The 25922-nt window shown below is 44.5% G+C and carries 17 protein-coding genes, 11 tRNA genes and 3 rRNA genes; 26 read left to right on the forward strand and 5 right to left on the reverse strand.

Translation table 11 applies throughout. From position 1 onward, the window contains the following. Positions 1–43: 43 nt before the first annotated feature. Positions 44–919 (reverse strand): RluA family pseudouridine synthase, encoded by an 876-nt coding sequence (locus KX728_RS00910; protein ID WP_223335705.1) that lies wholly within the window; start codon positions 917–919, stop codon positions 44–46. A gap of 86 nt (positions 920–1005) precedes the next feature. Between KX728_RS00910 and pbp2a the strand changes: the two genes are divergently transcribed. The 26 genes from pbp2a (at position 1006) to KX728_RS01040 (ending at position 21865) form a co-directional block, all read left to right on the forward strand. After that, entirely contained in the window at positions 1006–3201 is a 2196-nt protein-coding gene (gene pbp2a / locus KX728_RS00915; protein ID WP_215805157.1) for a penicillin-binding protein PBP2A, read from the forward strand. A 52-nt stretch (positions 3202–3253) separates the two neighbouring features. Beyond that, the gene (gene rpmG, locus KX728_RS00920; RefSeq protein ID WP_001809375.1) at positions 3254–3406 is read left to right on the forward strand and encodes a 50S ribosomal protein L33; all 153 of its coding nucleotides are present in this window, start codon (positions 3254–3256) and stop codon (positions 3404–3406) included. A 9-nt stretch (positions 3407–3415) separates the two neighbouring features. After that, positions 3416–3592: a preprotein translocase subunit SecE gene (gene secE, locus KX728_RS00925; protein ID WP_000505776.1), complete on the forward strand. Its 177-nt coding sequence runs from the start codon at positions 3416–3418 to the stop codon at positions 3590–3592. A 57-nt stretch (positions 3593–3649) separates the two neighbouring features. Then, entirely contained in the window at positions 3650–4186 is a 537-nt protein-coding gene (gene nusG / locus KX728_RS00930; RefSeq protein WP_000376728.1) for a transcription termination/antitermination protein NusG, read from the forward strand. Between the two features lie 120 nt (positions 4187–4306). Continuing rightward, positions 4307–4780 (forward strand): hypothetical protein, encoded by a 474-nt coding sequence (locus KX728_RS00935; protein WP_045591891.1) that lies wholly within the window; start codon positions 4307–4309, stop codon positions 4778–4780. 63 nt (positions 4781–4843) lie between these two features. Beyond that, a tRNA-Glu gene (locus tag KX728_RS00940) sits at positions 4844–4915 on the forward strand. Positions 4916–5145: 230 nt separating this feature from the next. Then, positions 5146–6692, forward strand: a 16S ribosomal RNA gene (locus KX728_RS00945). 51 nt (positions 6693–6743) lie between these two features. Then, a tRNA-Ala gene (locus KX728_RS00950) sits at positions 6744–6816 on the forward strand. Positions 6817–6938: 122 nt separating this feature from the next. Beyond that, positions 6939–9841 (forward strand): 23S ribosomal RNA (locus tag KX728_RS00955). A 76-nt stretch (positions 9842–9917) separates the two neighbouring features. Then, positions 9918–10033 (forward strand): 5S ribosomal RNA (gene rrf, locus KX728_RS00960). Together the 16S, 23S and 5S rRNA genes with 11 tRNA genes alongside form the textbook arrangement of a ribosomal RNA operon. Before the next feature lie 29 nt (positions 10034–10062). Then, positions 10063–10135, forward strand: a tRNA-Val gene (locus tag KX728_RS00965). A gap of 2 nt (positions 10136–10137) precedes the next feature. Beyond that, positions 10138–10210 (forward strand) — tRNA-Asp (locus KX728_RS00970). A 24-nt stretch (positions 10211–10234) separates the two neighbouring features. Continuing rightward, positions 10235–10307 (forward strand) — tRNA-Lys (locus KX728_RS00975). A gap of 5 nt (positions 10308–10312) precedes the next feature. Continuing rightward, positions 10313–10394, forward strand: a tRNA-Leu gene (locus KX728_RS00980). Positions 10395–10406: 12 nt separating this feature from the next. After that, positions 10407–10479: transfer RNA gene (locus KX728_RS00985), tRNA-Thr, on the forward strand. A 27-nt stretch (positions 10480–10506) separates the two neighbouring features. Beyond that, positions 10507–10578, forward strand: a tRNA-Gly gene (locus KX728_RS00990). A 7-nt stretch (positions 10579–10585) separates the two neighbouring features. Then, positions 10586–10671 (forward strand) — tRNA-Leu (locus KX728_RS00995). Between the two features lie 11 nt (positions 10672–10682). Beyond that, positions 10683–10756: transfer RNA gene (locus tag KX728_RS01000), tRNA-Arg, on the forward strand. Positions 10757–10771: 15 nt separating this feature from the next. Continuing rightward, a tRNA-Pro gene (locus KX728_RS01005) sits at positions 10772–10845 on the forward strand. A 175-nt stretch (positions 10846–11020) separates the two neighbouring features. Beyond that, the gene (locus KX728_RS01010; RefSeq protein WP_215805092.1) at positions 11021–15412 is read left to right on the forward strand and encodes a PolC-type DNA polymerase III; all 4392 of its coding nucleotides are present in this window, start codon (positions 11021–11023) and stop codon (positions 15410–15412) included. Between the two features lie 19 nt (positions 15413–15431). Continuing rightward, complete coding sequence (locus KX728_RS01015; RefSeq protein ID WP_215805091.1) at positions 15432–15584, forward strand: hypothetical protein; 153 nt, start codon at positions 15432–15434, stop codon at positions 15582–15584. A 15-nt stretch (positions 15585–15599) separates the two neighbouring features. Continuing rightward, positions 15600–16841, forward strand: a complete 1242-nt coding sequence (locus KX728_RS01020) for an aminopeptidase (RefSeq protein ID WP_215805090.1) — start codon at positions 15600–15602, stop codon at positions 16839–16841. Between the two features lie 9 nt (positions 16842–16850). Further along, entirely contained in the window at positions 16851–17081 is a 231-nt protein-coding gene (locus KX728_RS01025; protein ID WP_000901578.1) for a GlsB/YeaQ/YmgE family stress response membrane protein, read from the forward strand. Positions 17082–17305: 224 nt separating this feature from the next. Continuing rightward, entirely contained in the window at positions 17306–18028 is a 723-nt protein-coding gene (locus KX728_RS01030; RefSeq protein WP_215805089.1) for a pseudouridine synthase, read from the forward strand. Positions 18029–18137: 109 nt separating this feature from the next. Further along, complete coding sequence (gene pepC, locus KX728_RS01035; RefSeq protein ID WP_215805088.1) at positions 18138–19472, forward strand: C1 family peptidase; 1335 nt, start codon at positions 18138–18140, stop codon at positions 19470–19472. 164 nt (positions 19473–19636) lie between these two features. After that, positions 19637–21865, forward strand: a complete 2229-nt coding sequence (locus KX728_RS01040) for an HAD-IC family P-type ATPase (protein ID WP_215805087.1) — start codon at positions 19637–19639, stop codon at positions 21863–21865. A 61-nt stretch (positions 21866–21926) separates the two neighbouring features. On the opposite strand, the gene KX728_RS01045 is transcribed toward KX728_RS01040, so the two are convergent. From KX728_RS01045 to KX728_RS01060, 4 genes are all read right to left on the reverse strand, one after another. Continuing rightward, on the reverse strand, positions 21927–22838 hold the full coding sequence (locus KX728_RS01045; RefSeq protein ID WP_000818316.1) for a PTS system mannose/fructose/sorbose family transporter subunit IID: 912 nt from the start codon (positions 22836–22838) through the stop codon (positions 21927–21929). 14 nt (positions 22839–22852) lie between these two features. Beyond that, complete coding sequence (locus tag KX728_RS01050) at positions 22853–23665, reverse strand: PTS mannose/fructose/sorbose transporter subunit IIC (RefSeq protein WP_001280321.1); 813 nt, start codon at positions 23663–23665, stop codon at positions 22853–22855. Between the two features lie 75 nt (positions 23666–23740). Continuing rightward, complete coding sequence (locus tag KX728_RS01055; RefSeq protein WP_000021983.1) at positions 23741–24730, reverse strand: PTS sugar transporter subunit IIB; 990 nt, start codon at positions 24728–24730, stop codon at positions 23741–23743. 282 nt (positions 24731–25012) lie between these two features. Then, positions 25013–25825: a Cof-type HAD-IIB family hydrolase gene (locus tag KX728_RS01060; RefSeq protein ID WP_044020159.1), complete on the reverse strand. Its 813-nt coding sequence runs from the start codon at positions 25823–25825 to the stop codon at positions 25013–25015. Between the last annotated feature and the right edge of the window lie 97 nt (positions 25826–25922).

The raw sequence follows: 25922 nt of genomic DNA on the forward strand, positions 1-25922 counted from the left end.
CCTTCTGGTCTTGCTTTTTTGTATAGAAAAATGGATGATAGTGTCATCCATTTTGTTTTAATTCTATTTCGAAAGTATCCGAGAGGGCAGTGAAACTCAATTTTTCTAAGGTGAGTGGATGAGTAAAGGAGAGTCGAAAGGCGTGGAGCATCAGCCGGCTCGTTTTTGATCTAGAGTTATAGAGAGGATCGCCCAGGATAGGATGCTTGTGATGAGAGAGGTGAACACGGATTTGATGTGTTCGACCGGTCTTTAGTTTGCAACGAACAAGGGTAGTCTTGTTTGGGAATTGTTTTAATCGACTGATATGTGTTTCAGCATATTGTCCATTTTTTGCATCAACTATTCTTTTTCTACGATCGTGTCGATCACGACCAATTTTATCTCGAAAGACAAGTTCTTTACTCTCTACTCGCCCTTCTATAAGTGCCCAGTACTCACGAGCGATTTCCTTTTTTTCCAACAAACGATTGAGAATGGGTAAGATAAAAGGATTTTTAGCAAAAAGCACTAAACCGCTTGTTTCCATATCCAGGCGATGAACGACATAGCAGGTTTGGCCAACGTAGGCAGAGACGTGATTGAGAAGGGCAATTTCACCAGGTTGATTTCCGTGAGTTTTCATTCCTTCTGGCTTGTTGACGATAATGAGATGTTGGTCTTGGTAAATCTCTTGAACGAGGTCTAGATTTCCCCAAAGGATTTCTTTTTTGGGATAATCTTCCTCGTCAAAAGTCAACTGGCAAATGTCACCTGGTTTGACCATCTCGTTCCAGTGAACTTGTTTGTGATTAATTAAGATGTTCTTCTTTATTCTCAAAAAATGGCGGATTTTTCTAGGGATGAGGAGTTGTTCCTCTAGAAATTGTTTGACCGTCATTTGAGGCAAAGATTCGGGTAATGTAAATGTGAATTGCATACAGATATTGTAACAAAAAAAGCCCTATTTGGATAGGGAGTAGCTAAATTCTTGAGTTCCTATGGTGAAGATGATAAAATAAACGCATGAAATTAGATAAATTATTTGAGAAGTTTCTTTCTCTCTTTAAAAAAGAAACGAATGAATCAGCGGAGTCTGATTCGACTAGCATGCGTCGTTCACGGAGCGATAGAAAAAAATTGTCCCAAGTAGGCCCAATTCGGAAATTTTGGCGCCGTTATCATCTGACAAAAATCGTCATCATATTAGGGTTAAGTGCAGGTTTGCTAGTAGGAACCTACCTATTTGCGATAGCCAAGTCGACCAATGTCAATGACTTGCAAAATGCCTTGAAAACGCGAACTCTGATTTTTGACCGCGAAGAAAAAGAGGCAGGAGCCCTATCAGGTCAAAAAGGAACCTATGTTGAACTGACAGATATCAGTAAAGACTTGCAGAATGCTGTTGTTGCGACAGAGGACCGTTCCTTTTATAAAAATGATGGGATTAACTACGGTCGTTTCTTTCTAGCCATCCTTACCGCGGGTCGTTCTGGAGGGGGCTCCACCATCACTCAACAGTTGGCGAAAAATGCCTATCTTTCCCAGGACCAGACCGTTGAACGGAAGGCCAAGGAGTTTTTCCTTGCCTTAGAGTTGACCAAGAAATACAGCAAGGAGCAAATCCTTACTATGTACCTTAATAACGCCTACTTTGGAAATGGGGTATGGGGTGTTGAAGATGCAAGTAAGAAATATTTCGGTGTATCGGCTTCACAACTAACGCTTGATCAGGCGGCCACTCTAGCAGGGATGCTCAAGGGACCAGAATTGTATAATCCATTAAATTCTGTTGAGACTTCGACCAACCGTAGGGATACTGTTTTGCAAAATATGGTTGCAGCGGGCTATATTGATAAAAATAAAGAGATCGAAGCGGCTGGAGTAGATATGGCTTCTCAACTGCAAGATAAGTATGAAGGCAAAGTTTCGGATTATCGTTACCCGTCCTATTTTGATGCAGTTGTCAACGAAGCAGTTTCCAAGTACAATCTTACAGAAGAAGAGATTGTCAACAACGGCTATCGAATTTACACAGAGCTTGACCAAAACTACCAAGCAAACATGCAGGTTATTTACGAAAACACTTCGCTATTTCCAACAGCAGAAGACGGAACACATGCCGAATCAGGTAGTGTCGCTCTAGAACCCAAGACTGGTGGAGTGCGTGGAGTTGTTGGTCGTGTAGCTGGTGATGACAAACCAGGCTTTCGCAATTTCAACTATGCCACTCAGTCTAAGCGTAGCCCAGGCTCAACCATTAAACCTTTAGTCGTTTATACACCCGCAGTAGAAGCAGGGTGGGCCTTGAACAAGCAACTGGATAATCATACGATGCAGTACAACAGTTATCAAGTAGACAACTATGCAGGTATTAAGACATCTCCAGAAGTACCTATGTATCAGGCTTTGGCGGAATCACTCAACCTACCAGCTGTTGCGACAGTAAATGCATTAGGTATTGACAAAGCTTTTGACGCTGGGGAGAGATTTGGCCTGAATATGGAAAAAGTTGACCGAGTTCTTGGAGTTGCTCTTGGTGGAGGTGTGGAGACGAATCCTCTCCAGATGGCGCAAGCCTATGCAGCCTTTGCCAATGGAGGTTTGATGCCTGAGGCGCATTTCATCACTCGCATTGAAAATGCCAGTGGTCAGGTCGTCAAGAGTCATAAAAACTCCCAAAAACGAGTGATTGATAAGTCGGTAGCCGATAAGATGACCAGTATGATGCTAGGAACATTTACCAATGGTACGGGAATTAGTTCGTCACCAGCGGATTACGTTATGGCTGGTAAAACAGGTACGACTGAAGCTGTTTTCAACCCAGAATATACCAGTGACCAGTGGGTGATCGGCTATACTCCGGATGTGGTAATCAGCCACTGGCTCGGCTTCCCAACAACAGATGAGAACCATTATCTAGCAGGTTCGACCTCCAATGGAGCAGCCCATGTCTTTAGAAGTATGGCTAATACCATTTTACCTTACACTACAGGTAGCACTTTTACAGTTGAGAATGCTTATAAACAAAATGGTATTGAACCAGAAAATACGAAAAAGCAGGTTGTTGAAAATGAGACAAACCAGTCTGAGGACCCAATAGGAGATATTCGTAGTCGTGCACAAAATCTTGTAGATGAAGCAGGCCGTGCGATTTCAGAAGCTAAAATAAAAGAAAAAGCCCAGACAATATGGGACTCAATCCTTAATCTATTTCGTTAAGAGGCTTGTCAAAGCCTAGGTTTCTTGTTATAATAGATAAGATGGAGGCGTTATGGCACTAAAAAAAGCAAGCCTAGCTTGTGCAGTTTGTGGTTCAAGGAATTACTCAATCAAAATTAGTGGGAACCCCAAGCCAACACGACTAGAAGTAAATAAATTTTGTAAACATTGTGGAAAATATACGACACATAGAGAAACGAGATAGGAGAGAACGATGGGTTTTATTAAGGATATTTTTAAACTTCTTAAAGAAACAACTTGGCCAACTCGCAAAGAAAGCTGGAGAGATTTTCGCTCTATTATGGAATATACAGCCTTCTTTGTGGTCATCATTTACATTTTTGACCAGTTGATTGTTTCAGGTTTGATTCGATTTATTAACATTTTTTAGAAGAAAAGTGGAAAGCTTCTGCTAGCTTTCTTCTATATATGTATGAAAGGAAATATCATGGATAGTTTTGACAAGGGATGGTTTGTTCTACAAACTTATTCTGGCTATGAAAATAAGGTAAAAGAAAATCTATTGCAACGTGCGCAAACATATAACATGTTGGATAATATTCTTCGCGTTGAGATTCCAACACAAACCGTGCAAGTTGAGAAAAATGGAAAGAAAAAGGAAATTGAAGAGAATCGCTTTCCAGGTTATGTCCTTGTAGAAATGGTCATGACCGATGAAGCATGGTTCGTCGTTCGAAACACACCTAACGTAACAGGATTCGTCGGCTCACACGGTAACAGATCAAAACCAACTCCACTTTTGGAACAAGAAATCCGTGATATTCTGGTTTCAATGGGACAAACTGTTCAAGAGTTCGATATTGATGTTGAAGTTGGCCAGACAGTCCGCATCATTGATGGCGCTTTTGCAGACTACACAGGGAAAATTACTGAAATTGATAACAACAAAGTGAAGATGATTATCTCTATGTTTGGTAATGATACGATTGCAGAAGTGAATCTCAACCAAATTGCAGAATTATAACCCCAGAGAGGCTTTACCTCTCTTTTTATGTGCTGTTGAGGGAGGAAGAAGTATAAAATAGAGGAAGTAGACCCAGGGGCTCGCGCATTTTGCTAAACTAAATGCAGAAAGGAGAGGTCTATGAATCTAAAAGACTTATATGAAGAAAGCAAGGGAATCGTCCATAAGTGTCGCAAAGATTATCATTTGCATCTGTGGGAGAAAGAGGACTGGGATCAGGAAGGCATGTTATGTCTGTATGAGCTGGTGAGTCGCAACCCAGAGTTACTAGAGGGGGAGCGCCATCAACTATATGTTTGCTTTAAAACAAAATTTAGAAATCGTATTCTAGATTACATCCGTAAACAGGAAAGTCACAAGCGCCGTTTTGACAAAGAACCTTATGAAGAGGTGAGTGAGATTAGCCATCGTCTAGGAGAAAAAGGACTCAGGCTGGACGATTATTATCTCTTTCACGAACTTCTAAAGAATTACAAATCAAAGCAGAGTATGGAAAAACAAGAATTAATAGACCGTCTCATGGGAGGGGAAGTCTTTAGAGGACGTAAAGCTCTCCTGAGAGAACTTTCCCTAATCTTTTCAGAATTTCGATAAAGAGGAAAAAAGTTCTTGACAAAGGTAAAAAAGTAGGTATAATAGAAAGAGTTGAAAAGCTCAGGTCCGTTGGTCAAGGGGTTAAGACACCGCCTTTTCACGGCGGTAACACGGGTTCGAATCCCGTACGGACTATGGTGTATTGCGGTTAAAAAAACTTGAAAAAAGTTTAAAAAATCTGTTGACAGAGACAGGTAGCTGTGATATACTAATATAGTTGTCGCTCGAGAGAGAATGAGTGACAAAGACCTTTGAAAACTGAACAAGACGAACCAATGTGCAGGGCACTATAACTGAAGTTATAGTACTGAACAATGAAAAAACAATAAATCTGTCAGTGACAGAAATGAGTGAGAACTCAAACTTTTAATGAGAGTTTGATCCTGGCTCAGGACGAACGCTGGCGGCGTGCCTAATACATGCAAGTAGAACGCTGAAGGAGGAGCTTGCTTCTCTGGATGAGTTGCGAACGGGTGAGTAACGCGTAGGTAACCTGCCTGGTAGCGGGGGATAACTATTGGAAACGATAGCTAATACCGCATAAGAGTAGATGTTGCATGACATTTGCTTAAAAGGTGCAAATGCATCACTACCAGATGGACCTGCGTTGTATTAGCTAGTTGGTGAGGTAACGGCTCACCAAGGCAACGATACATAGCCGACCTGAGAGGGTGATCGGCCACACTGGGACTGAGACACGGCCCAGACTCCTACGGGAGGCAGCAGTAGGGAATCTTCGGCAATGGACGGAAGTCTGACCGAGCAACGCCGCGTGAGTGAAGAAGGTTTTCGGATCGTAAAGCTCTGTTGTAAGAGAAGAACGAGTGTGAGAGTGGAAAGTTCACACTGTGACGGTATCTTACCAGAAAGGGACGGCTAACTACGTGCCAGCAGCCGCGGTAATACGTAGGTCCCGAGCGTTGTCCGGATTTATTGGGCGTAAAGCGAGCGCAGGCGGTTAGATAAGTCTGAAGTTAAAGGCTGTGGCTTAACCATAGTACGCTTTGGAAACTGTTTAACTTGAGTGCAAGAGGGGAGAGTGGAATTCCATGTGTAGCGGTGAAATGCGTAGATATATGGAGGAACACCGGTGGCGAAAGCGGCTCTCTGGCTTGTAACTGACGCTGAGGCTCGAAAGCGTGGGGAGCAAACAGGATTAGATACCCTGGTAGTCCACGCCGTAAACGATGAGTGCTAGGTGTTAGACCCTTTCCGGGGTTTAGTGCCGCAGCTAACGCATTAAGCACTCCGCCTGGGGAGTACGACCGCAAGGTTGAAACTCAAAGGAATTGACGGGGGCCCGCACAAGCGGTGGAGCATGTGGTTTAATTCGAAGCAACGCGAAGAACCTTACCAGGTCTTGACATCCCTCTGACCGCTCTAGAGATAGAGTTTTCCTTCGGGACAGAGGTGACAGGTGGTGCATGGTTGTCGTCAGCTCGTGTCGTGAGATGTTGGGTTAAGTCCCGCAACGAGCGCAACCCCTATTGTTAGTTGCCATCATTCAGTTGGGCACTCTAGCGAGACTGCCGGTAATAAACCGGAGGAAGGTGGGGATGACGTCAAATCATCATGCCCCTTATGACCTGGGCTACACACGTGCTACAATGGCTGGTACAACGAGTCGCAAGCCGGTGACGGCAAGCTAATCTCTTAAAGCCAGTCTCAGTTCGGATTGTAGGCTGCAACTCGCCTACATGAAGTCGGAATCGCTAGTAATCGCGGATCAGCACGCCGCGGTGAATACGTTCCCGGGCCTTGTACACACCGCCCGTCACACCACGAGAGTTTGTAACACCCGAAGTCGGTGAGGTAACCTTTTAGGAGCCAGCCGCCTAAGGTGGGATAGATGATTGGGGTGAAGTCGTAACAAGGTAGCCGTATCGGAAGGTGCGGCTGGATCACCTCCTTTCTAAGGATAAGGAACTGCACATTGGTCTTGTTTAGTCTTGAGAGGTCTTGTGGGGCCTTAGCTCAGCTGGGAGAGCGCCTGCTTTGCACGCAGGAGGTCAGCGGTTCGATCCCGCTAGGCTCCATTGGTGAGAGATCACCAAGTAATGCACATTGAAAATTGAATATCTATATCAAATAGTAACAAGAAAATAAACCGAAACGCTGTAGTATTAAAAGAGTTTATGACTGAAAGGTCAAAAAATAAGGTTAAGTTAATAAGGGCGCACGGTGGATGCCTTGGCACTAGGAGCCGAAGAAGGACGTGACAAACGACGATATGCCTTGGGTAGCTGTAAGTAAGCGATGATCCAGGGATTTCCGAATGGGGGAACCCAACAGGTACTACCTGTTACCCGCATCTGTTAAGGATGTGAGGAGGAAGACGCAGTGAACTGAAACATCTAAGTAGCTGCAGGAAGAGAAAGCAAAAGCGATTGCCTTAGTAGCGGCGAGCGAAACGGCAGGAGGGCAAACCGAAGAGTTTACTCTTCGGGGTTGTAGGACTGCAATGTGGACTCAAAGATTATAGAAGAATGATTTGGGAAGATCAGCCAAAGAGAGTAATAGCCTCGTATTTAAAATAGTCTTTGTACCTAGCAGTATCCTGAGTACGGCGGGACACGTGAAATCCCGTCGGAATCTGGGAGGACCATCTCCCAACCCTAAATACTCCCTAGTGACCGATAGTGAACCAGTACCGTGAGGGAAAGGTGAAAAGCACCCCGGGAGGGGAGTGAAATAGAACCTGAAACCGTGTGCCTACAACAAGTTCGAGCCCGTTAATGGGTGAGAGCGTGCCTTTTGTAGAATGAACCGGCGAGTTACGATATGATGCGAGGTTAAGTTGAAGAGACGGAGCCGCAGGGAAACCGAGTCTGAATAGGGCGCATTAGTATCATGTCGTAGACCCGAAACCATGTGACCTACCCATGAGCAGGTTGAAGGTGCGGTAAGACGCACTGGAGGACCGAACCAGGGCACGTTGAAAAGTGCTTGGATGACTTGTGGGTAGCGGAGAAATTCCAAACGAACTTGGAGATAGCTGGTTCTCTCCGAAATAGCTTTAGGGCTAGCGTCGACATAAAGATTCTTGGAGGTAGAGCACTGTTTGGGTGAGGGGTCCATCCCGGATTACCAATCTCAGATAAACTCCGAATGCCAATGAATTATGGTCGGCAGTCAGACTGCGAGTGCTAAGATCCGTAGTCGAAAGGGAAACAGCCCAGACCACCAGCTAAGGTCCCAAAATAATTGTTAAGTGGAAAAGGATGTGGGGTTGCACAGACAACTAGGATGTTAGCTTAGAAGCAGCTATTCATTCAAAGAGTGCGTAATAGCTCACTAGTCGAGTGACCCTGCGCCGAAAATGTACCGGGGCTAAAACAATTTACCGAAGCTGTGGATACCTTTATAGGTATGGTAGGAGAGCGTTCTATGTGTGAAGAAGGTATACCGTGAGGAGTGCTGGAACGCATAGAAGTGAGAATGCCGGTATGAGTAGCGAAAGACAGGTGAGAATCCTGTCCACCGTAAGACTAAGGTTTCCAGGGGAAGGCTCGTCCGCCCTGGGTTAGTCGGGACCTAAGGAGAGACCGAAAGGTGTATCCGATGGACAACAGGTTGATATTCCTGTACTAGAGTATGTAGTGATGGAGGGACGCAGTAGGCTAACTAAAGCAGACGAATGGAAGAGTCTGTCTAAGCAGTGAGGTGTGATATGAGTCAAATGCTTATATCTATAACATTGAGCTGTGATGGGGAGCGAAGTTTAGTAGCGAAGTTAGTGACGTCACACTGCCAAGAAAAGCTTCTAGCGTTTAAACATACTCTACCCGTACCGCAAACCGACACAGGTAGTCGAGGCGAGTAGCCTCAGGTGAGCGAGAGAACTCTCGTTAAGGAACTCGGCAAAATGACCCCGTAACTTCGGGAGAAGGGGTGCTGACTTTACGTCAGCCGCAGTGAATAGGCCCAAGCAACTGTTTATCAAAAACACAGCTCTCTGCTAAATCGTAAGATGATGTATAGGGGGTGACGCCTGCCCGGTGCTGGAAGGTTAAGAGGAGTGCTTAGGAGTAATCCGAAGGTATGAATTGAAGCCCCAGTAAACGGCGGCCGTAACTATAACGGTCCTAAGGTAGCGAAATTCCTTGTCGGGTAAGTTCCGACCCGCACGAAAGGCGTAATGATTTGGGCACTGTCTCAACGAGAGACTCGGTGAAATTTTAGTACCTGTGAAGATGCAGGTTACCCGCGACAGGACGGAAAGACCCCATGGAGCTTTACTGCAGTTTGATATTGAGTGTCTGTACCACATGTACAGGATAGGTAGGAGTCTATGAGATCGGGACGCCAGTTTCGAAGGAGACGTTCTTGGGATACTACCCTTGTGTTATGGCCACTCTAACCCGGATAGGTTATCCCTATCGGAGACAGTGTCTGACGGGCAGTTTGACTGGGGCGGTCGCCTCCTAAAAGGTAACGGAGGCGCCCAAAGGTTCCCTCAGAATGGTTGGAAATCATTCGCAGAGTGTAAAGGTATAAGGGAGCTTGACTGCGAGAGCTACAACTCGAGCAGGGACGAAAGTCGGGCTTAGTGATCCGGTGGTTCCGTATGGAAGGGCCATCGCTCAACGGATAAAAGCTACCCTGGGGATAACAGGCTTATCTCCCCCAAGAGTTCACATCGACGGGGAGGTTTGGCACCTCGATGTCGGCTCGTCGCATCCTGGGGCTGTAGTCGGTCCCAAGGGTTGGGCTGTTCGCCCATTAAAGCGGCACGCGAGCTGGGTTCAGAACGTCGTGAGACAGTTCGGTCCCTATCCGTCGCGGGCGTAGGAAATTTGAGAGGATCTGCTCCTAGTACGAGAGGACCAGAGTGGACTTACCGCTGGTGTACCAGTTGTCTTGCCAAAGGCATCGCTGGGTAGCTATGTAGGGAAGGGATAAACGCTGAAAGCATCTAAGTGTGAAACCCACCTCAAGATGAGATTTCCCATGATTTTATATCAGTAAGAGCCCTGAGAGATGATCAGGTAGATAGGTTAGAAGTGGAAGTGTGGCGACACATGTAGCGGACTAATACTAATAGCTCGAGGACTTATCCAAAGTAACTGAGAATACGAAGTGTGAGGTTTTCTTTGTATTTGATAGATATTCAATTTTGAGTAGGTATTACTCAGAGTTAAGTGACGATAGCCTAGGAGATACACCTGTACCCATGCCGAACACAGCAGTTAAGCCCTAGAACGCCGGAAGTAGTTGGGGGTTGCCCCCTGTGAGATATGGAAGTCGCTTAGCAGAATAGGAAGTTTAGAGACTTCCTTTTTGGGAGTTTAGCTCAGCTGGGAGAGCATCTGCCTTACAAGCAGAGGGTCAGCGGTTCGATCCCGTTAACTCCCATAGGTCCCGTAGTGTAGCGGTTATCACGTCGCCCTGTCACGGCGAAGATCGCGGGTTCGATTCCCGTCGGGACCGTTTAAGATAACGGCAGTTATTTTAGACTCGTTAGCTCAGTTGGTAGAGCAATTGACTTTTAATCAATGGGTCACTGGTTCGAGCCCAGTACGGGTCATATTTGCGGGTTTGGCGGAATTGGCAGACGCACCAGATTTAGGATCTGGCGCTTAACGGCGTGGGGGTTCAAGTCCCTTAACCCGCATAATAGAAAGTAGCCGGCTTAGCTCAGTTGGTAGAGCATCTGATTTGTAATCAGAGGGTCGCGTGTTCAAGTCATGTAGCCGGCATTTTTTTATATAGAATAAGAGGTCGATGCGAACGTAGTTCAGTGGTAGAACACCACCTTGCCAAGGTGGGGGTCGCGGGTTCGAATCCCGTCGTTCGCTTAGAGAGGCCGGGGTGGCGGAACTGGCAGACGCACAGGACTTAAAATCCTGCGATTGGTAACGATCGTACCGGTTCGATTCCGGTCCTCGGCATATAATGATGAGCACCCTTAGCTCAACTGGATAGAGTACCTGACTACGAATCAGGCGGTTAGAGGTTCGACTCCTCTAGGGTGCATTTTTTTATTTAACGCGGGAAGTAGCTCAGCTTGGTAGAGTACTTGGTTTGGGACCAAGGTGTCGCAGGTTCGAATCCTGTCTTCCCGATCGATTACGAGGATACTTTAGGGTATCTTTTTTTTATTTACTAAGGAGATTCTGAGAGTCTTCTTTTTCTTTACGGAACAAATTTGTGTAAACTAGCAGTGCTTAAGGAATGGTACTAGTCATATATTTTCTTTAATTATGGTAAAATAGTAAGAGAATAATGTGAGGAAAATGAATGTCAAGTAAGTTTGAAATTTTAATGAATCAACTAGGAATCTCTGATCAATTGAGACGGGATCCTGCTCTTGTTGATGCCAAAATTGAGCATGTTGTGGTTCATAAAATTAGTAAGATTTGGGAATTTCATTTTGTATTTTCTAATATTTTACCGATTGAAATCTTTTTAGAGTTAAAGAAAGGGCTTGGTGAAGAATTTTCTAAGACAGGAAACCGAGCTGTTTTCGAAATCAAGGCTCTTTCTCAAGAATTCTCTAATGAACTCTTGCAGGCCTACTATAGAGAGGCTTTTTCTGAAGGTCCATGTGCAAGTCAGGGGTTTAAATCTCTTTACCAGAATTTAAATGTTCGTGCGGAAGGAAATCAACTCATTATTGAAGGTTCAGAAGCGATTGATAAGGAGCACTTTAAGAAGAATCATCTTCCTAATTTGGCAAAGCAACTCGAAAAGTTCGGTTTTCCAGCTTTTGTATGCCAAATAGAAAAGAATGATGCTCTTACACAAGAGCAGGAGGAAGCCTTCCATACCGAGAATGAACAGATTGTTCAAGCTGCCAATGAGGAGGCGCTCCGGGCTATGGAGCAACTGGAACAAATGGCTCCTCCTCCAGTAGAAGAGAAGCCAGCCTTTGATTTTCAGGCTAAAAAAGCTGCGTCCAAGCCTAAACTAGATAAGGCTGAAGTTACCCAGATGATCGACGTGACGACTGAGGAAAATCGCCTGGTCTTTGAAGGGGTCGTTTTTGATGTGGAGCATAAGGTGACCAGAACTGGTCGCGTTTTGATCAACTTTAAAATGACAGACTACACTTCAAGTTTTTCAATGCAAAAATGGGTTAAGAATGAAGAAGAGGCTCAGAAGTTTGATATCATTAAGAAGAATTCTTGGCTCCGAGTTCGTGGGAATGTGGAGATGAATAACTTCACACGTGATTTGACCATGAACATCCAGGATGTGCAGGAAGTTGTTCACTATGAGCGGAAGGATTTGATGCCAGAGGGTGAGCGTCGGATTGAGTTTCATGCTCATACTAATATGTCGACTATGGATGCTCTACCAGAAGTAGAGGAGATCGTTGCGACAGCTGCTAAGTGGGGACACAAGGCGGTTGCCATCACGGACCATGGGAATGTCCAGTCCTTCCCACACGGCTATAAGGCGGCCAAGAAAGCGGGAATCCAGCTGATCTATGGAATGGAAGCCAATATCGTGGAGGACCGTGTTCCTATCGTTTACAACGAAGTGGAGATGGACTTGTCAGAAGCTACCTATGTGGTTTTTGACGTGGAAACGACAGGGCTTTCAGCCATCTATAATGATTTGATTCAGGTTGCGGCATCTAAGATGTACAAGGGCAATATCATCGCTGAATTTGATGAATTTATCAATCCTGGCCATCCCTTGTCTGCTTTTACTACTGAGTTGACTGGGATTACAGATGACCATGTTAAAAATGCCAAACCACTGGAACAAGTTTTGCTAGAATTCCAAGAATTTTGCAAGGATACAGTCCTAGTTGCCCACAATGCCACCTTTGATGTTGGCTTTATGAATGCTAATTATGAGCGTCATGGTCTGCCTAAGATTAGCCAGCCAGTTATCGATACGCTGGAGTTTGCTAGAAACCTCTATCCTGAGTATAAACGTCATGGTTTGGGGCCTTTGACCAAGCGTTTTGGTGTGGCACTTGAACACCACCACATGGCTAATTACGATGCGGAAGCTACTGGTCGTCTGCTCTTCATCTTTATCAAAGAGGTGGCAGAGAAACATGGTGTGACTGATTTAGCTAGACTCAACATTGATTTGATTAGTCCAGACTCTTATAAAAAAGCTCGGATCAAGCATGCGACTATCTATGTCAAGAATCAAGTTGGTTTAAAAAATATTTTTAAGCTGGTTTCTTTGTCCAATACCAAGTACTTTGAAGGAGTACCACGGATTCCGAGAACGGTTCTAGATGCCCATCGGGAGGGCTTGATTTTGGGGTCGGCTTGCTCCGAGGGTGAAGTTTTTGACGCAGTTGTTTCCCAAGGTGTGGATGCGGCGGTTGAGGTGGCCAAGTATTATGACTTTATCGAAGTCATGCCACCAGCTATCTATGCTCCCTTGATTGCTAAAGAGCAGGTCAAGGATATGGAGGAACTCCAGACTATTATCAAGAGTTTGATAGAGGTTGGGGACCGTCTTGGCAAGCCTGTTCTAGCTACGGGAAATGTCCACTATATCGAACCGGAAGAAGAGATTTACCGTGAAATTATTGTCCGTAGTTTGGGTCAGGGGGCTATGATTAACCGAACCATCGGTCATGGTGAACATGCCCAACCAGCTCCTTTGCCAAAGGCTCATTTTCGAACAACTAATGAGATGTTGGATGAATTTGCTTTCTTGGGAGAGGAGCTAGCACACAGGCTAGTTATTAAAAATACCAATGCCTTGGCAGATATCTTTGAACCTGTTGAGGTTGTTAAGGGTGACTTGTACACGCCTTTCATCGACAAGGCGGAAGAAACGGTCGCCGAGCTGACCTACAAGAAAGCTTTTGAGATTTATGGAAATCCGCTGCCAGATATCGTTGATTTACGGATTGAAAAAGAATTAACTTCCATTCTGGGGAATGGATTTGCCGTGATTTATCTGGCTTCCCAGATGTTAGTGCAACGTTCCAATGAACGGGGTTACTTGGTTGGTTCTCGTGGATCTGTCGGTTCTAGTTTTGTTGCGACCATGATTGGGATTACGGAGGTTAATCCTCTCTCTCCACACTACGTCTGTGGTCAGTGTCAGTACAGCGAGTTTATCACGGATGGTTCTTACGGTTCAGGTTTTGATATGCCTAATAAGGACTGTCCAAACTGTGGTCATAAACTTAGCAAAAATGGACAGGATATTCCGTTTGAGACTTTCCTTGGTTTTGATGGAGACAAGGTTCCCGATATTGACTTGAACTTCTCGGGAGAAGACCAGCCTAGTGCTCACTTGGATGTACGTGATATCTTTGGTGAAGAATATGCCTTCCGTGCAGGAACGGTTGGTACGGTAGCTGCTAAGACTGCCTATGGATTTGTAAAGGGCTATGAGAGAGACTATGGGAAGTTTTATCGTGATGCAGAGGTGGAACGTCTTGCCCAAGGTGCTGCCGGTGTCAAGCGGACAACAGGACAACACCCGGGAGGAATCGTTGTTATTCCGAACTACATGGATGTTTACGATTTTACGCCTGTTCAGTATCCAGCAGATGACGTGACGGCTGAATGGCAGACGACTCACTTTAACTTCCACGATATCGATGAGAATGTCCTCAAACTTGATGTACTGGGGCATGATGATCCGACCATGATTCGGAAATTGCAGGACTTGTCTGGGATTGACCCTAATGAAATTCCTATGGATGACGAAGGTGTCATGGCCCTCTTTTCTGGGACGGATGTGCTTGGGGTGACGCCGGAGCAAATCGGAACGCCGACGGGTATGCTGGGGATTCCAGAATTTGGAACCAACTTTGTACGTGGGATGGTCGATGAAACGCATCCGACGACTTTTGCGGAGTTACTTCAGCTGTCTGGTCTGTCCCACGGTACCGATGTGTGGTTGGGAAATGCCCAGGATTTGATCAAGCAAGGGATCGCGGACCTATCAACCGTTATCGGTTGTCGGGACGACATCATGGTTTACCTCATGCATGCGGGTCTCGAACCTAAGATGGCCTTTACCATCATGGAACGGGTGCGTAAGGGCTTGTGGTTGAAGATCTCCGAAGAGGAGAGAAATGGCTATATCGAAGCCATGAAAGCCAATAAGGTGCCAGAGTGGTATATCGAATCCTGTGGAAAAATCAAGTATATGTTCCCTAAGGCCCATGCGGCAGCCTACGTTATGATGGCCTTGCGTGTAGCCTACTTCAAGGTTCACCATCCCATTTATTATTACTGTGCTTACTTCTCTATCCGCGCCAAGGCCTTTGATATCAAGACCATGGGTGCGGGCTTGGATGCCATCAAGCGTAGAATGGAAGAGATCGCTGAAAAACGGAAGAATAATGAAGCCTCTAATGTGGAAATTGACCTCTATACAACTCTTGAGATTGTCAATGAGATGTGGGAGCGTGGCTTTAAGTTTGGCAAGTTAGACCTCTATCGTAGTGATGCGACTGAATTCATCATTGACGGAGACACTCTTATCCCACCATTTGTCGCAATGGATGGTCTGGGAGAGAACGTTGCTAAGCAGTTGGTGCGTGCGCGTGAAGAGGGTGAGTTCCTCTCTAAGACAGAACTGCGCAAGCGTGGTGGACTTTCATCAACCTTGGTTGAAAAGATGGATGAAATGGGGATTCTCGGCAATATGCCAGAGGATAACCAGTTGAGTTTGTTTGATGAATTTTTCTAAAATATAGGAAGAGGTTTTTATGAAACTTACCATTTCCGCTCAGGATAAGCCAGCGCAAAAGGTTTTTAACTATCAGCTAGAGCTGGCAGATGAAACAATTATCCTATCGACAGCACTCTTGTCTGGTGCTATTGCTTTAGCAGGATTATTTTCTGCTTTGAAAGAAAAATAGAAAAGGAAGAATAGAATGGTTTTACCAAATTTTAAAGAAAATCTAGAAAAATATGCGAAATTGTTGGTTGCGAATGGAATTAACGTGCAACCTGGTCACACTTTGGCTCTTTCTATCGATGTGGAGCAACGTGAATTGGCGCATCTAATCGTGAAAGAAGCCTATGCCTTGGGTGCGCACGAAGTCATTGTTCAATGGGCGGATGACTTTATCAACCGCGAGAAATTCCTCCACGCGCCGATGGAGCGTTTGGACAATGTGCCAGAATACAAGATTGCTGAGATGAACTATCTCTTGGAGAATAAGGCTAGCCGTCTCGGTGTTCGTTCTTCTGACCCAGGTGCCTTGAACGGAGTGGATGCGGATAAGCTTTCAGCTTCCGCCAAAGCTATGGGACTTGCGATGAAGCCAATGCGCATCGCAACTCAATCCAACAAGGTTAGCTGGACTGTAGCAGCCGCTGCTGGACTTGAATGGGCTAAGAAAGTCTTTCCAAATGCTGCGAGCGATGAAGAAGCAGTTGATCTTCTTTGGGATCAAATCTTCAAAACTTGCCGTGTCTATGAAGAAGATCCAGTTAAGGCTTGGGAAGAACATGCAGCTATTCTTAAGAGTAAGGCAGAAATACTTAATAAAGAGCAATTTTCAGCCCTTCACTACACAGCGCCAGGAACCGATCTGACACTTGGCTTGCCTAAGAATCACGTTTGGGAATCAGCTGGTGCTATCAATGCACAGGGCGAAGGATTCTTGCCAAATATGCCAACAGAAGAAGTCTTTACGGCTCCTGACTTCCGTCGTGCAGATGGCTATGTAACCTCTACAAAACCACTTAGCTACAACGGAAATATCATCGAAGGGATTAAAGTAACCTTCAAGGATGGTCAAATCGTAGACATTACTGCTGAAAAGGGTGATCAGGTCATGAAGGACCTTGTCTTTGAAAATGCGGGTGCGCGTGCCTTGGGTGAATGTGCCTTGGTACCAGATCCAAGCCCAATTTCTCAGTCAGGCATTATCTTCTTTAACACGCTTTTCGATGAGAATGCTTCAAACCACTTGGCTATCGGTGCAGCCTATGCGACTAGCGTTGTTGGTGGGGCAGAGATGAGTGAAGAAGAGCTTGAAGCTGCTGGACTGAACCGTTCAGATGTTCACGTAGACTTTATGATTGGCTCTAATCAAATGGATATCGATGGTATCCGTGAGGATGGAACACGCGTACCGCTCTTCCGCAATGGAGACTGGGCAATTTAAGGAGAAGCTATGCTTGGAAGTATGTTTGTTGGTCTCCTAGTGGGACTCTTGGCAGGTGCTTTAACCAATCGTGGAGAGAGCATGGGATGCTTTGGAAAAATGTTTCTCGGCTGGATTGGTGCTTCTTTGGGTCACCTACTTTTTGGAACTTGGGGGCCAAACCTAGCGGGGATAGCTATTGTTCCAGCTGTTTTAGGTGCTATGGTTGTCTTAGCTATTTTCTGGAGACGAGGAAGTTAATTTCTTAAATCCGATACTCAATGAAAATCAAAGAGCAAACTAGGAAACTAGCCGCAGGCTGCTCAAAGCACTGCTTTGCGGTTGTAGATAGAACTGACGAAGTCAGTAACATCTATACGGCAAGGCGACGTTGACGCGGTTTGAAGAGATTTTTGAAGAGTATGAAACGAAAAGGAGGTCGGTCACTTGGGCCAGCCTCCTTTTGAGTATGATATAATAGTTCTATGAGATTAGATAAATTTTTAGTTGCATGCGCTGTGGGAAGTCGGACGGAGGTCAAAAACTTGCTCAAGGCTGGAAGCGTGACGGTCAATGGCAAGAAAGAAAAATCAGCAAAATTGCAAATAAATGAAGAAAAAGACGAAATTCGCTTTGATGGTCAAGTGCTAGAGTACGAGGAGTTTGTCTACTACATGATGAACAAGCCTCAAGGAGTCATTTCAGCGACTGAAGATACCAAGCATAGAACGGTTCTAGACTTGTTGGATGACTTTGCGCGGACCAAGGAAGTTTTTCCAGTAGGGCGCTTGGATATTGACACGCATGGTCTCCTGCTTTTGACCAATAATGGTCAGCTGGCCCATGCGTTGCTTTCACCCAAACGTCATGTGGATAAGACCTATTTGGCTCAAGTCGAAGGCATCATGAGCCAAGAAGATGTGGACACATTTGCCAAGGGCATTCCTCTCAAGGATTTCATCTGCCAGCCGGCCAAACTGGAGATTTTGTCGGTGGATTCAGATAAGGATGAGAGCCAGGTTCGGGTGACCATTGCTGAAGGGAAGTTTCATCAGGTCAAACGCATGGTAGCCTACTGTGGCAAGGAAGTGGTGGACCTACACCGTTTGACGATGGGAACTTTAGTCTTGGATGAGAACTTAGAACAAGGAGAATGGCGTCGCCTGACCAAGGAGGAGTTAGAGGAGCTCCTTGCTAGTATTGATTAGTTTGGATTATGTTAGAAAAGGTGAGGAGAAAGTCCCTGCCTTTTTCATTTTTCAGTTGCTTCCTTTGTGAAAAGAGTTATAATAGACAGTAGAATAAAAGGAGGAATCTATGAACGCGATTCAAGAATCATTTACAGATAAATTATTTGCTAACTATGAAGCAAATGTCAAATACCAAGCGATTGAAAATGCTGCCAGTCACAATGGAATTTTTGCAGCCCTAGAGCGTCGTCAAAGCCATGTAGACAATACACCTGTTTTCTCGCTTGATTTGACCAAGGACAAGGTGACCAACCAGAAAGCGTCTGGTCGTTGCTGGATGTTCGCAGCCCTTAACACTTTCCGCCACAAACTCATCTCGCAATACAAACTAGAAAACTTTGAGTTGTCACAAGCCCACACTTTCTTCTGGGACAAGTATGAAAAATCTAACTGGTTCTTGGAGCAAGTGATTGCGACTGCAGACCAAGATTTGACGAGCCGCAAGGTTAGCTTCCTACTCCAAACTCCCCAACAAGACGGTGGTCAATGGGATATGGTCGTTGCCCTCTTTGAGAAATACGGTGTCGTTCCCAAGTCAGTTTATCCTGAGTCTGTTTCATCTAGCAGCAGCCGTGAGCTCAATGCCATTCTCAACAAATTGCTTCGCCAAGATGCTCAAATCTTGCGTGATTTACTAGCATCTGGTGCAGACCAAGTGACTGTTCAAGCTAAGAAAGAAGACCTCTTGCAAGAAATCTTTAACTTCCTTGCTATGTCACTAGGACTTCCACCAAGTCAGTTTGACTTTGCTTATCGTGATAAGGATGATAACTACCAAAGCGAAAAGGGCATAACACCACAAGAGTTTTACAAGAAATATGTCAATCTTCCTCTAGAAGATTATGTTTCTGTTATCAACGCACCAACTGCTGACAAGCCTTACGGCAAATCTTACACAGTTGAGATGTTGGGGAATGTGGTTGGTAGCCGTGCAGTTCGTTACATCAACGTACCGATGGAACGCTTGAAAGAATTGGCGATTGCCCAAATGCAAGCAGGAGAGACTGTTTGGTTTGGTTCTGATGTCGGCCAACTCAGCAACCGTAAAGCTGGAATCCTTGCGACAGATGTTTATGACTTTGAATCAAGTATGGATATTCAACTGACTCAAGACAAGGCTGGACGTTTGGACTACAGCGAAAGCTTGATGACCCACGCCATGGTCTTGACAGGAGTGGACTTGGACGAAAATGGTAAGTCAACTAAGTGGAAGGTTGAAAACTCATGGGGAGACAAGGTCGGTACAGATGGTTACTTTGTTGCCTCAGACGCTTGGATGGACGAATATACCTACCAAATCGTTGTCCGTAAGGAATTGCTGACAGCAGAAGAACAAGCTGCCTATGAAGCAGAACCAATCGTACTCGCACCATGGGATCCAATGGGAGCCTTGGCAGAATAAAGCATAGAGAAAAGAGGTTAGGAAAATCCTAGCCTCTTTTTAAGTCCTTCTTAAAGTGGCGATAGATGATGCTTGTCAAGTGAGTTCTCCTTATTTTGAGTCTTTAAGTGACAGAGAGAAAGATATGTGTTACTATAGTAGTACAAAAGGATATCGGAGTAGAAATGAAGTATTTAAGTAGCCAAGACATCAAGGATCGTCAACGAAACATCAGCGACATTAAACCCTACAAAACAACCAAGGAAATTGTCGTTTCAAATATTTTTACCTTTTTTAATGCCATGAACTTGGCTCTGGCAGTTCTGGTAGCCACAACCTTGCGATTTGAAAATATGCTCTTTTTAGGTGTGATTGCTATCAATACAGCCATCGGGATTTTCCAAGAAGTGCGTTCAAAAAATGCCTTAGAAAAGCTGAGTTTGCTTGGTAAAAGTAAGTACAGAGTCAATCGAGATGGTCAAACGATCGAGATTGATCCAGAGGACATCGTTCTGGGTGAGTATCTGCATCTCAATCTGGGAGATCAGGTGCCTGTAGATGCAGAAGTGCTTGAAGGGAATGTTGAAGTTGATGAGTCCTTGCTGACTGGTGAGAGTGATTCGGTCTTTAAAACAGTTGGTGACAAGCTGATGAGCGGAAGCAATGTTGTCAGCGGTACTTGTCTGGTCCTTGCTACAGCTGTGGGTCCCGATAGTTATATCAACAAACTTGCAAAATCCAGCAAGGAATTTAAAAAATACCCTTCTCAACTGCGCGATTATATGGATAAGATTTTAAAAATCGTTTCTATCTTGCTGGTGCCAGTTGCCATTCTGCTCTATGTCAGAGGTTTTAGTCTAGGACGGACTTATGTTGAAATTGTCTTGGGAAGTTCAGGTGCCTTGGTCGGCATGATTCCAGAGGGATTGATTCTACTGGTTAGCGTTTCCCTAGCAGTAGCGGCTATGAAGCTGGCTAAAAAGAAGGTTCTGGTGCAGGAGCTATACTGTGTGGAGACCTTGGCGCGAGTAGATGTTCTTTGTTTTGATAAGACGGGAACTATCACGACGGGGAATATGAAGGTCCAAGAAATGGATGCTAATGTAGCAGAGAAACTATCTTCTTATCTAGCTTATTTCGAGGATGAAAATGCTACTTCCCGAGCTCTGAATACTTACTTAACCTGTGAGAAAAAGTGGGAAGTTCAAGAAGTCGGTGCATTCTCAAGTAAAAACAAGTATTCCTTTGTTCAAGTAAAAGATGGTGGGACCTATTTCTTTGGCGCCTATGAGTTTTTAGGCTTTACCCAGCCGATGGATACCTACTATGAACATCTGAAGCAGCAAGGTTTTCGAATCTTATCGCTTGCTCATAGCAAGGACCAGATTACAAGCCCATCCGAAATGGAACTATTAGGGCATGTCGTTCTGTCAGATGAGATTAAGGACAATACCAAGGAAACCTTTGACTATTTCGAATCTCAAGGTGTTGAAGTGAAGATTATCAGTGGTGATAATCATGTGGCTGTATATGGGGTGGCTCGTAAGGCAGGTTTTAAGGAAGAAGCCCGTGCGATTGATATGACCAAGGTGAGTGAACAAGATTTTGAAAGAGTGGTCTTGGAACATGATATCTTTGGTCGGGTGACACCGGAACAGAAGCAAAAGATGGTATCTATTTTGCAAAATGCTGGTAAAACAGTTGCCATGAGCGGTGACGGGGTCAATGATGTTCTGGCTCTCAAGAAAGCAGATATCAGTTTTGCTATGAATGGTGCTACGAGTGCAGCCAAAAGTGTATCCAATATTGTTTTCCTGACAGATGATTTTGCAGTATTTTATGATATCTTGATGGAAGGTCGCCGGGTCATCAATAACATCCAAAAGGTAGCCTCTCTCTTTCTGACAAAGACCTTCTTCTCCATCGTGTTTGCCATTTTGAGTGTGGTATTTGGTTTGGAATTTGCCTTTATCCCCATTCAGTTTACAATCATTTCAGCCATTACGATTGGGATTCCATCTTTCTTCCTAACTTTTGAGTCCAATAAAGAAAAGGTCAGCACACATTTTATGCGAGATATTTTGACCAATGCTGCGATTGGTGGTGGCATTCTAGTCGCTAGTGTACTCTTGACGAACTTCTTTATCACTGTCTCTGGTCAGGTCAAATTTATTTGCTTCCTCCTTGCCCTGATCAATGGTCTGTGTCTAGTTGCCAAGGTCAGCCTGCCTTTTAATCGATACAAACTAGTCTTGCTCGTACTTTTGAGCCTTACAGCCCTTGTTGGAGTGCTTGCCAATACCTTTATCCTGCAAGGAGCGTATGTGCCTTTAGAAACCACCCAAGTTGTCTATGTAGCCATCCTAGCAGTGGTGATTGGGGGCTTGCATTATTTGACTAGAAGAAAAAGTTGATACACAAAAAGAATCAGGTTTAATCCTGATTCTTTTTTATCTATATTCTCAATTGCTTGGATTACATGATACCGAAGAAACGAGCTGCAATACCTACTGCAAAGAGAGCAAGGATGATTGCGATTGGTGATACTTTTTTCTTAAGCAACCACATGCAAAGGAAAGTAAGGAGAAGTCCCATCAATCCTGGAATCAATGAGTTCAACTGACCTTGAAGAGTTTGTGGTTGAACGCTATCCAAGCTCAATCCGCTGAGTGCTTGACCAAGGATTCCCTTCAATTCTCCACCTGTTACAGCGCCTTCTGGGAAGTTGATATAAGCACCTTCTGCCAATTGTTTACCTGGAAGGTTCACAGTAAAGTTGATAGATACCCAACGTTGTACAAGAACGGCAAGGATGAACATACCAAGGATAGATGCTCCTTTGGTGATGTCTTTCAAGATACCACCAGACATGTCTTTAGTGATTTCAGATCCAGCTTTGTAACCGAACTCTTGTGTATACCATAGGAAGGCCATACGGATAGCATTCCATCCAAAGAAGAAGAGAAGAGGACCAACAATGTTACCAGATGCAGCAAGTGATGCACCAAGGGCTCCAAGGATAGGACGAACTGTAAACCAGAATACTGGGTCACCGATACCAGCAAGAGGTCCCATCATACCGATCTTAACCCCTTGGATAGCCGCGTCGTCGATTTCAACACCGTTAGCGCGCTCTTCTTCAAGTGCAAGAGTAACCCCCATGATTGGAGCAGCTACGTATGGGTGAGTGTTGAAGAACTCAAGGTGACGCTCAAGAGCAGCCGCTTGGTCTTCTTTTTTAGTGTACAATTTTTTGATAGCTGGGATTAAAGAGTAAGCCCAACCCAAGTTTTGCATACGTTCATAGTTCCAAGAACCTTGAAGGAATTGTGAACGCCACCAAACTTTTTGACGATCTGATTTTGATAATTGAATTTTTTCAGCCATGATTGATCCCCTTTCTAGTAGTCTTCTAGGATATCACCGATTGGGTCGTTAGAAGTCGCAGCTCCGCCGCCACCGTTTCCACCTTGTTTTGTAAGGTTAAGGTAGATGAAGGCAAGGGCAACACCGATGACACCAAGGGCAATCAAAGTCAATTGAGAGATTGCTGCAAGAGCAAAACCGATAGCGAAGAATGGCCATACTTCACGAGTTGCCATCATGTTGATAACCATAGCGTAACCAACGGCAACGACCATAGCACCACCAACAGCCATACCACCGTTCAACCAGTCTGGCATCAATTTAAGAGCATCTTGAACGGCAGAAGCTGGGATAGCGATAAGGAAGGCAGCAGGGATTGCAATACGAAGACCTTGAAGAAGAAGTGCAACAAAGTGAGCACGTTCAACAGCCGCAATATTTCCTTCTTTAGCAGCAGCGTCAGCAGTGTGAACCAAGGCAACTGAGATTGTACGAACAATCATAGTCAAGAAAAGTCCAGCTACGGCAAGAGGGATAGCTGTTGCCGTAGCAACGGCGATACCTTCAGTAGTAAAGTTACCACCTTTGATCAAGATGATTGCTGCAGCAACAGATGCAAGAGCAGCGTCAGGAGCTACGGCAGCTCCGATGTTTGCCCAACCAAGGGCGATCATTTGAAGAGATCCACCAAGCATAACACCTGCTTCGAGGTTACCAGTTGCAAGTCCGATAAGGGTACATGCGACGATTGGTTGATGGAATTGGAATTGGTCGAGGATACCTTCAAGACCTGCAAGGAAGGCAACAACTACAACCAAGATAGCAGAAATGATTGAAATATCTGACATGGTTTTATTCCTTTTCTATTTAGTTTTAATAAAGTATTTAATCCTGTTTTCGAAAATGATAGAAACAGATTAACATTATTGAACGTTTGCTTTTTTAATCAAGTCAAACAAATCTTTTTTCGTGTCGTTTGGTACTTTACGTACGTCAAATTCAACACCAAGGTCACGCATTTTTTCAAAGGTTGCAACGTCTTCTTTGTCCATAGACAAAACGTTGTTAATCATTGTTTTACCTGTTGAGTGAGCCATAGAACCAACGTTAAGGGTCTTGATTGGCACGCCACCTTCGATAGCACGAAGTGCATCTTGTGGAGTTTCAAACAAGATAAGGGCATGAGTTTCGCCGAAACGTGGGTCTTTTGCAACGTCGATCAATTTTTGAATTGGGACAACGTTAGCTTTTACTCCGTTTGGAGCTGCTTGTTTGATCAATTCTTTACGCAATTCGTCGTTTGCAACGTTGTCTGAAGCAACGATGATACGGTCTGCTTTTGAATCAGGAGTCCAAGCAGTGGCAACCTGACCGTGAAGGAGACGAGTGTCTAGACGAGCAAGGTTGATTTTCAGTTTACCGTCACCGATAACTGTTCCTTCTGGAATAGCAGCTTGGGCAACTGGAGCAGCTGCAGCAGTTGCAACTTCCTCAACTGGGTTAAGCTCTTCTGGAAGAGCCTTGATGCCATCTTTGGCTTCTTTAATGATATTCGCAGCGACTTTATCCACACCTGCATTCGCGTCCATAAGGCGCTCTGTGTAGGCTTGGATCAACATCGGCAAGTTCAGTCCTGTGATGATGGCAAACTTACGTTCTGGATTTTCTCCCATTACGCGGCTAGCTTGGTTGAATGGAGATCCACTCCAAAGGTCAGCCAATACTAGAACCTCATCTTCTGCGTCAAATGCAGCCACAGCGTTGTTGAATTTAGCGTAAAGGTCATCTGGACCTTCATTTGGCATAAAGGTTACAACTTGAACCTTTTCTTGTTCACCAAAGATCATAGATCCTGACTGATGAATACCCGCAGCAAATTCGCCGTGGCTCGCAATAATGATTCCGATACTCATTATTGTCATTCCTCCTTATAAAATGTTTGACTGTATGTTTAAGAAAACTTTAAGCCTAACTTTAAGTATAAACCGTTTTCATATAAAAATCAACTACTTTTTCTAAAAAGATGTAAAAGTTTTCATAGAATGACTTTTTAAAAATATTAATATATCAATGCTTTTGAGAGATAAATGAAAATGGTAATGGAAAATTTAATATAAAAATACAGAAAATAAGTTGCTTTTGTGAAAACAAAATGAAAACAAAAAGGGAAGATTGCATGGTCGCAATCTTCCCTTTTATAGGAATAAATTTTGTAAAGCGTGGGCAACTCCATCTTCTTCGTTGGTCAGAGGAAGTTGTTCGTCCGCATATGGAAGAAGAGCAGGATTGGCGTTTTTCATAGCATATCCTTTGCCTGCAAATGCCAACATTTCAGTGTCATTATGCTCATCACCAAAGGCGATTAAGTCTTTTTTATCACGATTCATCACATTGAGCAAGTACTCTAGAGCAAAGGCCTTGTTTACACCCTTGGGAGTACACTCGAGGATGTTGAGGGGCCCGCCCCAGGTATTGATAGCTAGTTGGTGCTGATAAAAACGATTCATTTCGTCCGCTAAAGCGTATTTGTCTTCAGCCCTTGTTTGCAAAAGGATGCAGTTGGGATCTTTGGTTACTCGTTCAGGTTTGAATTGATTTTCCGGCCGGAAGTTCTCTACGCCAAATAGTTTAGGATCTGCAATTTCTTCATTCGGTGTCGTGATATAGAATTTTTTTCGATATTCTCCCGCAATAAAATCAGCCTGGATGTCCTCCGTGCGCTTGACCATGTCTAGGAGGTATTTTTTGTCCAAGGTCAAGCACTTTTCATGCGCCCAAGCCTGTCCTGGTAGATGGGTAAGGGAACCATTAAAGTTAATCATGGGAGTATGCAATTCTAGCTCACGATAGAAGTCTTTTGCCATACGATACGGACGGCCCGTCGTGATGATAACATGGTGTCCTTTTTCTGAAATTTTTTTGATCGTCTCTTTGGTGAAATCGGAGAGCTTGCTTTCACTATTCAGCAGGGTTCCGTCCAAATCGACTGCGATAATTTTCTTAGTCATATAAACCTTCCTAGTCGTTTCCAGATAAGATGTCTACTATTATATCAAAAAGAAGGAAGAAAAGCAGATAAGAACAAAAACTACAGTTGCTTTGATT

The sequence above is a fragment of the Streptococcus oralis genome (assembly GCF_019334565.1).
Taxonomy (GTDB): domain Bacteria; phylum Bacillota; class Bacilli; order Lactobacillales; family Streptococcaceae; genus Streptococcus; species Streptococcus oralis_CR.

What these genes read in the sequence shown, in the direction of transcription:
- KX728_RS01030 (WP_215805089.1), top strand. Translation starts at nt 17,306, where the DNA reads ATGAGATTAGATAAATTTTTAGTTGCATGCGCTGTGGGAAGTCGGACG.
- KX728_RS01040 (WP_215805087.1), top strand. Translation starts at nt 19,637, where the DNA reads ATGAAGTATTTAAGTAGCCAAGACATCAAGGATCGTCAACGAAACATC.
- KX728_RS01025 (WP_000901578.1), top strand. Translation starts at nt 16,851, where the DNA reads ATGCTTGGAAGTATGTTTGTTGGTCTCCTAGTGGGACTCTTGGCAGGT.
- KX728_RS01015 (WP_215805091.1), top strand. Translation starts at nt 15,432, where the DNA reads ATGAAACTTACCATTTCCGCTCAGGATAAGCCAGCGCAAAAGGTTTTT.
- KX728_RS01050 (WP_001280321.1), bottom strand. Translation starts at nt 23,665, where the DNA reads ATGTCAGATATTTCAATCATTTCTGCTATCTTGGTTGTAGTTGTTGCC.
- rpmG (WP_001809375.1), top strand. Translation starts at nt 3,254, where the DNA reads ATGGCACTAAAAAAAGCAAGCCTAGCTTGTGCAGTTTGTGGTTCAAGG.
- KX728_RS01020 (WP_215805090.1), top strand. Translation starts at nt 15,600, where the DNA reads ATGGTTTTACCAAATTTTAAAGAAAATCTAGAAAAATATGCGAAATTG.
- KX728_RS01055 (WP_000021983.1), bottom strand. Translation starts at nt 24,730, where the DNA reads ATGAGTATCGGAATCATTATTGCGAGCCACGGCGAATTTGCTGCGGGT.
- KX728_RS01045 (WP_000818316.1), bottom strand. Translation starts at nt 22,838, where the DNA reads ATGGCTGAAAAAATTCAATTATCAAAATCAGATCGTCAAAAAGTTTGG.
- pepC (WP_215805088.1), top strand. Translation starts at nt 18,138, where the DNA reads ATGAACGCGATTCAAGAATCATTTACAGATAAATTATTTGCTAACTAT.
- KX728_RS01060 (WP_044020159.1), bottom strand. Translation starts at nt 25,825, where the DNA reads ATGACTAAGAAAATTATCGCAGTCGATTTGGACGGAACCCTGCTGAAT.
- pbp2a (WP_215805157.1), top strand. Translation starts at nt 1,006, where the DNA reads ATGAAATTAGATAAATTATTTGAGAAGTTTCTTTCTCTCTTTAAAAAA.
- nusG (WP_000376728.1), top strand. Translation starts at nt 3,650, where the DNA reads ATGGATAGTTTTGACAAGGGATGGTTTGTTCTACAAACTTATTCTGGC.
- secE (WP_000505776.1), top strand. Translation starts at nt 3,416, where the DNA reads ATGGGTTTTATTAAGGATATTTTTAAACTTCTTAAAGAAACAACTTGG.
- KX728_RS00935 (WP_045591891.1), top strand. Translation starts at nt 4,307, where the DNA reads ATGAATCTAAAAGACTTATATGAAGAAAGCAAGGGAATCGTCCATAAG.
- KX728_RS01010 (WP_215805092.1), top strand. Translation starts at nt 11,021, where the DNA reads ATGTCAAGTAAGTTTGAAATTTTAATGAATCAACTAGGAATCTCTGAT.
- KX728_RS00910 (WP_223335705.1), bottom strand. Translation starts at nt 919, where the DNA reads ATGCAATTCACATTTACATTACCCGAATCTTTGCCTCAAATGACGGTC.